We start from the raw sequence: 7,267 nt of genomic DNA, 5'->3' as shown, positions 1-7,267 counted from the left end.
GATGCCCTTTTCTCAACTTAGTTTTACATACTAAGTTCGGTAGACCCGAAAAATCCATACTTCAGAACTGACAAATTGTTTCGAGTTGCACTGGGCAAGTTCTCTTATTCAGTGGATTATCGCTAAGGTTAAGCTCTGTCAGATTGGTCAGACTGGTTAATGGTTTTATATCCGTGATTTTATTGCTCCGAAGAGAAAGCCTTTCCATATTGGTTAGATTAGCTAACAGTGAGATATTTTCTATTTGATTGTCAGCGAGGTAAAGTAGTTCCAGCTTGATTAAACTCGCTAATGATGTAATATCTTTAATTGCATTGTTATTGAGAATAAGCTCTGTCAGATTAGTCAAATTAGCTAGTGGTTTGATATTCACGATCTGATTGGCATCGAGATAAAGATACGTCAGATTAGTCAGGCTTGTTAGTGGTGTAATATCCTTAATTTCATTATTATCGAGACTTAGTTTTTTCAGATTAGTTAAACCAGCTAGAGGTGTAATATCTTGAATCTCATTGCGACCGGGGTAAAGTGTATTCAGATTAGTTAGACTAGCTAGTGGTGCAATATACCTGATTTTATTGCTAGTAAGATTAAGCCATTTCAAATTGGTTAAATTAGCTAGTGGTTTGATATCCACGATCTGATTGGTACGGAGATTAAGGTACGTCAGATTGGTCAGACTGGCTAACGGTTTTACATCCTCTATTTTATTGCCAAAAAGGTCAAGATATATCAGATTGGTCAAACTGGCTAACGGTTTCGCATCTTCTATTTTATTGACACTTAGGTTAAGGTACGTCAGATTGGTCAGACTTGCTAACGGTTTCGCATCTTCTATTTTATTGACACTTAGGTTAAGGTACGTCAAATTGGTCAGACTGGCCAATGGGGCGACATCGACGATGTTGTTGGCATTGAGTTCAAGCATTGTTAAGTTAGCGAGTTTTTCTCCAGCACCAACGCACTCCAGCATCTTGGCTTTCTCTAACAGCACGTTAACAGTATGACTCGCTTCTGGGGTTAAACGATTTTTATTCCGACACCAATCAGCAAATATCCAATCGAGTTGCCCTGAAACCTCTCCACCACAAGCGCTTGCCACGAGAACCGACAGCAAAATGACCACAACGATATTCTTCATCATTCATACTCTGTTTTACCCAGTGTAAGACCATAACCGAGTGCTTCAGAATTCTCGATCGCCAAACCAACCCCGTGCAAGTATTCTTGAAAAGTTGCGAATTCAAGCAGAAAGAATTGAACAAGGAGGCGATATTCGGGAACTGAGCGATCTCAATTGTCGAATTTTTCGCTTACGTGCCCGCAACACCTCCTATTTTTAGATTGTAGGTTTAGAAAGGAATATCGTCTAAATCTGCCTCATCTTCTAGGGTTGCATCTATTGAACTCGATTCGGGTTCGAGATCGCTAGCACTCGCAGAACGATTGTAATTGCCGATGGGGACGACATTATCTAAATTACTCGCGGGGGCTGGAGAGGCAGTCGCGACAGGAGTGGCAACGGGAGTAGCCACAAAACTCACTTGAGTTTCGGCAAATTCTCCTTCTTGTTTATAGATGCGAGAAAGGGTCAATTCTGCCCGTGTTTCTTTGTAACGCACTCCTTGCTTTTCGACTTCGAGGCGATCCATTTTTAGACTGCCCAGAAGAATAACGCGATCGCCAGCCTGATAATTAGTATGGAGTTCTTCTGCTAAATTCCGCCACCCCGTTACTCTGAGCATCGCTGGCGGGTCATTGTCCCGCAAGCCGTCAAATTTCACCAGCATATTGGCCACGGGGGTATCATCTGGAGTTCGCCGCAATTGTGGGGATTCAACAATCTCGGCCATTAAAGTACAGCTATTCATAACCTAACTCGTTCGTTTGACTTGACTTTTTATTCTAGTTTAAAACATGAGGTGTTTAGTTGGCCAATTCCACCCCCTGTTCTTGGTCGATGAAATCTTGAACGCGTTGACGGTAGTCCACGAGGGTGAGATCGACCCAATCGCGATCGTCGCTATTCGCAAAAATATGCACCAACGGTTCCCCAGCATCCGGTAAGATTAGCACCCAATTGTCATTTTGACGATTAACAATTTTTACGCCATCGATGAGTTCCAAGTTTTCCGCCACATGGGTCTCTACTAAATGTCGCATCAGCGCCCCTTTGACCGTCCAAGGACAGCGCATGGTGTAAGTTTTGTGGCAAACTCGAGGGAGTTCGCTACGAATCTGGGCGAGAGAGCGTTCCTGTATGGTCAGCATTTCGATCAGTTTACCAACGCAGAACATGGCATCAAACCCCGGATGCAGTTGGGGGAAAATAAAGCCCATTTCGCCACTGCCACCTAAAACAACACTGGGATCGGTTTGGGCGGCCTCCATTAATGCCGTCGGGTTGGCTTTGGTGCGAATCACGCGACCGTCGTGGCGGCGGGCGATCTGTTCGACAGCGCTAGAAGCATGAACCGGAACGACCACGGCACTTCTGGGGTGAGCGGTCATCATCATGTTTACCATTAAAGCCGTTAGCATTTCCCCACGAATGGATAAGCCGGCTTCATCTACTAAAATTAACTGTTCTCCATTGGCGGAAACTTGTACGCCTAAATTGGCTTTTACCGCTTCTACCACGTGACCTAATTGAATCAGCAGTCCTTCGCGATCTTCGTTCGAGACAGCCGTTTGACTCAAGCTGGCATTGAGAACGATCGCATCACAACCGAATTTTGCCAAGAGTCGCGGTAAAATCGCGCCAGAAACGGCATAAACATAATCGATGACGACTTTAGCATGAGAATTGCGGACGGCTTCGACATTGAGATGAGCCTCAAAACTCTCGCTGTACATGTCGAGAACTTGAGTGATGTAATTCATGGTGCCAATATCCGCGATCGCGACCCGTCGCAAATCTTCTTTAAAGTAAGAGCCTTCAATTTTCTTTTCTTTGGCCTTGGTGATATTAATGCCTTGATTGTCAAAAAATTCAATTAAAATGGAGTCGGGGCGATTGGGATGCAGGCGGACGTGAACGCCACCAATTACGGAAAGGGTGGGAATGACTGTTCGGGCTAAGGGAATGGCAGTTGCTTCTAAGTTTTGAATTCCCACGCCAGAGGACATGATTCCCGCAATTAAAGAGCGACTGACCATGCGAGAAATCGGGCGTTGATCCCGAGAAACCGTAATCATTGCTCCTGGTTTCAGGGTCGAGCCGTAAGCGGCCCCTAACTTCACGGCAAATTCTGGTGTAATGTCAATATTGGCCAAACCCGATACGCCTTGTTGACCGAAGAGATTGCGTTGTGCCATATTTCCCCAGATCAAATTAATATTTAGGATTGCCCCCGATTCAATTTTCTTACTCGGCCAAACTCTGACTCCAGGACTGATTTGTGCTTCTTCTCCCACGGAGGACAAGGACCCCACCACAGCCCCCTCGAGAATGTGGGCGCGGCGATCGACCCGAGTTCCTCGGGAAATTACGCAAGCTCGCAGGTGTGCTTCATCGCCAACGATCGCCCCATTGGCAACGATGGGGCGTTTGAGGTTGGCATCGGCTCCCACGGTAATATTGTCCCCGAGAACCGTTCCCGCTTCGATATGCACCCTCGGTCCAATGCGACAATTGTTACCAATTAAAGCGGGGCGATCGATTTTTGCTGAAGGATCGATATAGGTATCGGAACCGATCCACAAACCCGGTTCTCTTTCTGCATAGGCAAAGTCGAGCTTGACTTTTTTTTCCAAACCGTCGTACTGAGACTCTCGATAGGCATCCAAGTGACCGACATCACACCAATATCCGTCGGCGATGTATCCGTACATGGGATCTCCTTTGGCGAGAAGCAAAGGAAAGAGATCTTTAGAAAAGTCGGATTCTTCGTTCTCGGGTAAATATTCTAAAACTTCCGGTTCGAGAATATAAGTTCCCGTGTTCACCGTATCGGAGAAAATTTCGCTGGTGGAGGGTTTTTCGAGGAAGCGGACGATCCGGTTTTCTTGATCGGTAATGACGACACCAAATTCAACGGGGTTGGGAACGCGGGTTAAAATGAGAGTGGCTTTGGATTGTTTTTCTTTATGAAACGCGATCGCGGCTTTGAGATCGAAATCGGTAATACTGTCACCACTAATGACTAAAAAGGTATCATCTAACAGTTCGGCAATATTTTTCACACAACCAGCAGTTCCTAAAGGTTGTTCTTCTTCTACGGCATAGGTCATCTGTACACCAAAATCGTGGCCGTCTTGAAAGTAGTCTCGCATGACATCGGGGAGATAGTGAAGGGTAGCAATTACTTCGTTAATGTCATTGCGTTTGAGCAGGTTGACGATATGTTCTGCGATCGGTCGGTTGAGAATGGGAACCATGGGTTTGGGAAGGTCGCAGGTCAAGGGGCGAAGCCGAGTCCCCGAACCCCCTGCCATCAGCACTGCACGCATAAATACTCCTTTACTTTGTTATTGGTTGTTAATTGTTGGTTGTTGGTTGACTCCCCTAATCTCCTCAAGCAAGGAGGAGGCCGAAAGCGTCAGGTTGCCCATTCCCTCACTGGTGATTGGTAATTGCCTGCACTGTTTGCTTGCCTTCTCATTGGGAGCAGCCAAGCCAAAGTGATGATTGTTAACTGTTACGGGCATTCTATCATTTTGAGGTGGGAGAAACAGAGAAACTACCACTGGAGAATGAGTCTGAGACTCGTAAACTTGGACGGGTTTTGCAATTGGACAAAGAGTAGCCCGCACTAAAAACAAAGCGTTACCAAATCAGTGCGATCGCTTTGCTTGCTCTTTTCGTCTCAAAGCGATCGCCCTCGACAAAATTGGCAACTTTTTCTCATAAATCTCTCGGCAATAATCTTGGGAGTTACGCGATATTGTCCGATTCTGTAGCGATCGCTGCCAGTTCACAGCCATTTTCCCTAAAGTTTGAACATTTTTATTAAAGTTTTGCAACGTTCATTAAATCTGGACTGCAACCCTTGACAGTTTTGTCAAGGACAAGTTACATTAATTTACAAAGCAAGATAAGTCAGGTATCGCGATATCTGAACTGCAAGAGCAATCGCAGAACCGAGGGAGGCGAATCGTCCATCGCCAATCGTCTATTGAATTATAGAAAAGGAGCCCCGATCGTGGAACAAGCGCATAATTTTTCTCTCAGCCTAGAACAGCAATTCGAGTTACATAAATTCGCGCAACAAGCTAAACACGTTTCCCGCGACGAACTCGAGAATCTCTTCATCGAAATCATCCGTCAGAAAATGACCCAAGAAAATTTGTTCAAGAATATGCTCAAGAGTGCTTAAAGCAGAGCAAGACACGACAAGCTCGAATCTCACTGCGAGTCCGGGCTTTTTGTATTAATCCAACGTATCATTAAAAGATAAGTTTATGTCATCATTGCTCTTAACATCTGAAGCCAGCCTCGAAGAATTAGCGATCGCGTTTTTGCAAGATACCGTAGGAGATTGGCATTCACAACGACGCTATTACACCTTGAAAACGAATGAAGTGCAAGAAGTTGAGAGTTTTTTAACGATTCGCTTTCTCTCTCGCGATACCCCAGAATTACAGAATTTGGCAAAATTGCATCAATTAGAGGATACCGATATTTTCCTTGGCGGTTCCGCAGTGATGTGGAAAAGTAACTACACCGGACAAAATCGCAAACCCCTCACAGGGGGGACAATGTTTGGGATAGCCGGAAATCTCATGTATCGCGATCGCGGTTTTGCCACCACTCAACCTATTACCGCACAATACGATTTTCCCACAAATAACCCAAAAACCCTACACCTGAAAACTGAATATAAAGGCTCCGTTTTTGAGGAAGAAATTAAGTTAATCGGTAGCCATTATCGTACTCGTCAAACGATTATTTCTCGGGCGAGAGAAGAACAAACCATCGGACAATACCTCGAAAAACGCATTTAATCTCAATTTGCCATCCCTACTCCCTATTGGAAGAACAGTCTCAATGAGAAAAATTAACCCAATCAAAGAAATTGAGTGAGATCGAACTCTCCCCTCGGGACATCTTCCGAGAAACGGTCTGTGCTGAGGAGTAACAATAATCGTTCTGTATAATCTACTGCTCCTCGCAACTCCTCTTGCAATACCTCTAAACCGCCATTGGCATATTCTTCAAAAATCATCATTCTCTCTTCTTCACTGTGAGGATTATAAGCCGAGAGAATCGTCGGCTCGCGAGTTTGGACGATCGCAACGAGTTTAATGATGCGATCGTAACCGCGAGAAATAAAAATATCGAGTCCAATGGGTGCGGGTTCATTCTTAGACGCAACTTCGATCGGAGTACGTTTTTCTGCTTTGATTCCCAGCATTGCCGCAAAAACTAACAGATCTGCATAAGTTTGAAACGTGCCATCGCGATCGCGTCCCGAAACCAAAGACTGTACAAACTCGGATTTATCTTTCGCCACGCGGATTCTGCTTACCATTTCAATGAACAATGAACAAGTATCAACAGGTCGATTGGACAAGGCGAATTCGATTCGCCGTCCCCCGACCTCAATGAGCAATGGAGAGAAAAACGCCAAATCTGTTAAACTGAAAAATTACGATTTCCTACGGAAAAGGCAGTCAACCAAAATGTCGTTTCCTCGAACCCTTGACTCGATATTGACAAATTTTATCGGAATCTACACCTATGAAACATACTATTTCTGTATTAGTCGAAGACGAAGCTGGAGTTCTCGCCCGCATTGCCGGATTATTTGCCCGTCGGGGTTTTAATATTGAAAGTCTCGCTGTCGGCTCTGCCGAAAAAATGGGATCTTCTCGCATTACGATGGTGGTATCGGGAGACGATCGCATTATCGAACAGATCGTCAAACAACTCTACAAACTCATTAACGTCCTGAAAGTACAGGATGTTACCCACACCCCCAGTGTAGAGCGAGAATTAATGCTGATTAAAATTAATGCCACCGCATCCAACCGCGCCGAGGCGATCGAAATTGTACAAGTGTTCCGCGCCCGTATCGTCGATATTTCCGAAGAAACTTTAACCATTGAAGTCGTCGGCGATCCCGGTAAAATGGTGGCGATCGTACAGATGCTCAACAAATTCGGCATTCGCGAAATTGCCCGCACGGGTAAAATTGCCCTAACGCGACAATCGGGAGTTAATACCGAATATCTCAAATCTTTAGAAGCAAAAGTCAGTTAGGTGTTGGTTATTTGTGGTTAGTGGTTGGTTCGGAGCATCTCTTTAACCAAAGAGAAAGAATCG

General features: G+C 45.1%; 10 protein-coding genes. 4 read left to right on the top strand and 6 right to left on the bottom strand.

Annotated elements, in window-relative coordinates; all coding sequences use genetic code 11:
* Positions 1 to 61 precede the first annotated feature (61 nt).
* On the bottom strand, positions 62 to 1,144 hold the full coding sequence (locus AC6RV6_RS27490) for a leucine-rich repeat domain-containing protein (protein WP_500244091.1): 1,083 nt from the start codon (positions 1,142 to 1,144) through the stop codon (positions 62 to 64).
* A gap of 37 nt (positions 1,145 to 1,181) precedes the next feature.
* On the opposite strand from AC6RV6_RS27490, the gene AC6RV6_RS27485 reads away from it, so the two are divergent.
* Positions 1,182 to 1,343: a hypothetical protein gene (locus tag AC6RV6_RS27485; RefSeq protein WP_500244090.1), complete on the top strand. Its 162-nt coding sequence runs from the start codon at positions 1,182 to 1,184 to the stop codon at positions 1,341 to 1,343.
* 9 nt (positions 1,344 to 1,352) lie between these two features.
* On the opposite strand, the gene AC6RV6_RS27480 is transcribed toward AC6RV6_RS27485, so the two are convergent.
* The 4 genes from AC6RV6_RS27480 to AC6RV6_RS27465 all read right to left on the bottom strand — a co-directional run bounded on the left by AC6RV6_RS27480 (position 1,353) and on the right by AC6RV6_RS27465 (position 4,965).
* Entirely contained in the window at positions 1,353 to 1,871 is a 519-nt protein-coding gene (locus AC6RV6_RS27480; RefSeq protein ID WP_500244089.1) for a single-stranded DNA-binding protein, read from the bottom strand.
* 55 nt (positions 1,872 to 1,926) lie between these two features.
* A complete protein-coding gene (locus tag AC6RV6_RS27475) occupies positions 1,927 to 4,452 on the bottom strand; it encodes a mannose-1-phosphate guanyltransferase (protein ID WP_500244088.1) in 2,526 nt (841 codons plus the stop codon).
* 18 nt (positions 4,453 to 4,470) lie between these two features.
* Positions 4,471 to 4,650 (bottom strand): hypothetical protein, encoded by a 180-nt coding sequence (locus AC6RV6_RS27470; RefSeq protein WP_500244087.1) that lies wholly within the window; start codon positions 4,648 to 4,650, stop codon positions 4,471 to 4,473.
* 126 nt (positions 4,651 to 4,776) lie between these two features.
* Complete coding sequence (locus AC6RV6_RS27465) at positions 4,777 to 4,965, bottom strand: hypothetical protein (RefSeq protein WP_500244086.1); 189 nt, start codon at positions 4,963 to 4,965, stop codon at positions 4,777 to 4,779.
* Positions 4,966 to 5,144: 179 nt separating this feature from the next.
* On the opposite strand from AC6RV6_RS27465, the gene AC6RV6_RS27460 reads away from it, so the two are divergent.
* Together AC6RV6_RS27460 and AC6RV6_RS27455 are read left to right on the top strand one after the other, a co-directional pair.
* Positions 5,145 to 5,318 carry an NblA/ycf18 family protein gene (locus AC6RV6_RS27460; RefSeq protein ID WP_500244085.1) on the top strand — a complete coding sequence of 58 codons (174 nt, stop codon included), beginning with the start codon at positions 5,145 to 5,147 and terminating at the stop codon, positions 5,316 to 5,318.
* A gap of 85 nt (positions 5,319 to 5,403) precedes the next feature.
* Entirely contained in the window at positions 5,404 to 5,946 is a 543-nt protein-coding gene (locus AC6RV6_RS27455; protein WP_500244084.1) for a phycobiliprotein lyase, read from the top strand.
* A 62-nt stretch (positions 5,947 to 6,008) separates the two neighbouring features.
* Here the strand turns inward: AC6RV6_RS27455 and AC6RV6_RS27450 are convergent, their stop codons facing one another.
* Positions 6,009 to 6,473 carry a DNA phosphorothioation-associated protein 4 gene (locus AC6RV6_RS27450; protein WP_500244083.1) on the bottom strand — a complete coding sequence of 155 codons (465 nt, stop codon included), beginning with the start codon at positions 6,471 to 6,473 and terminating at the stop codon, positions 6,009 to 6,011.
* Positions 6,474 to 6,682: 209 nt separating this feature from the next.
* Here AC6RV6_RS27450 and ilvN point away from each other — a divergent pair, with 209 nt between their 5' ends.
* Positions 6,683 to 7,204: an acetolactate synthase small subunit gene (gene ilvN, locus AC6RV6_RS27445; RefSeq protein WP_500244082.1), complete on the top strand. Its 522-nt coding sequence runs from the start codon at positions 6,683 to 6,685 to the stop codon at positions 7,202 to 7,204.
* Positions 7,205 to 7,267: the final 63 nt, after the last annotated feature.

Source organism: Spirulina sp. LEGE 11439, from assembly GCF_059821285.1.
The sequence above is the reverse complement of the archived record's forward strand: the minus strand, read 5'-3'. Positions and strand labels throughout refer to the sequence as shown.

Coding starts and splice junctions, on each gene's coding strand:
- AC6RV6_RS27490 (WP_500244091.1), bottom strand. CDS start 1,144: ATGATGAAGAATATCGTTGTGGTCATTTTGCTGTCGGTTCTCGTGGCA.
- AC6RV6_RS27480 (WP_500244089.1), bottom strand. CDS start 1,871: ATGAATAGCTGTACTTTAATGGCCGAGATTGTTGAATCCCCACAATTG.
- AC6RV6_RS27475 (WP_500244088.1), bottom strand. CDS start 4,452: ATGCGTGCAGTGCTGATGGCAGGGGGTTCGGGGACTCGGCTTCGCCCC.
- AC6RV6_RS27470 (WP_500244087.1), bottom strand. CDS start 4,650: ATGCCCGTAACAGTTAACAATCATCACTTTGGCTTGGCTGCTCCCAAT.
- AC6RV6_RS27455 (WP_500244084.1), top strand. CDS start 5,404: ATGTCATCATTGCTCTTAACATCTGAAGCCAGCCTCGAAGAATTAGCG.
- AC6RV6_RS27450 (WP_500244083.1), bottom strand. CDS start 6,473: ATGGTAAGCAGAATCCGCGTGGCGAAAGATAAATCCGAGTTTGTACAG.
- ilvN (WP_500244082.1), top strand. CDS start 6,683: ATGAAACATACTATTTCTGTATTAGTCGAAGACGAAGCTGGAGTTCTC.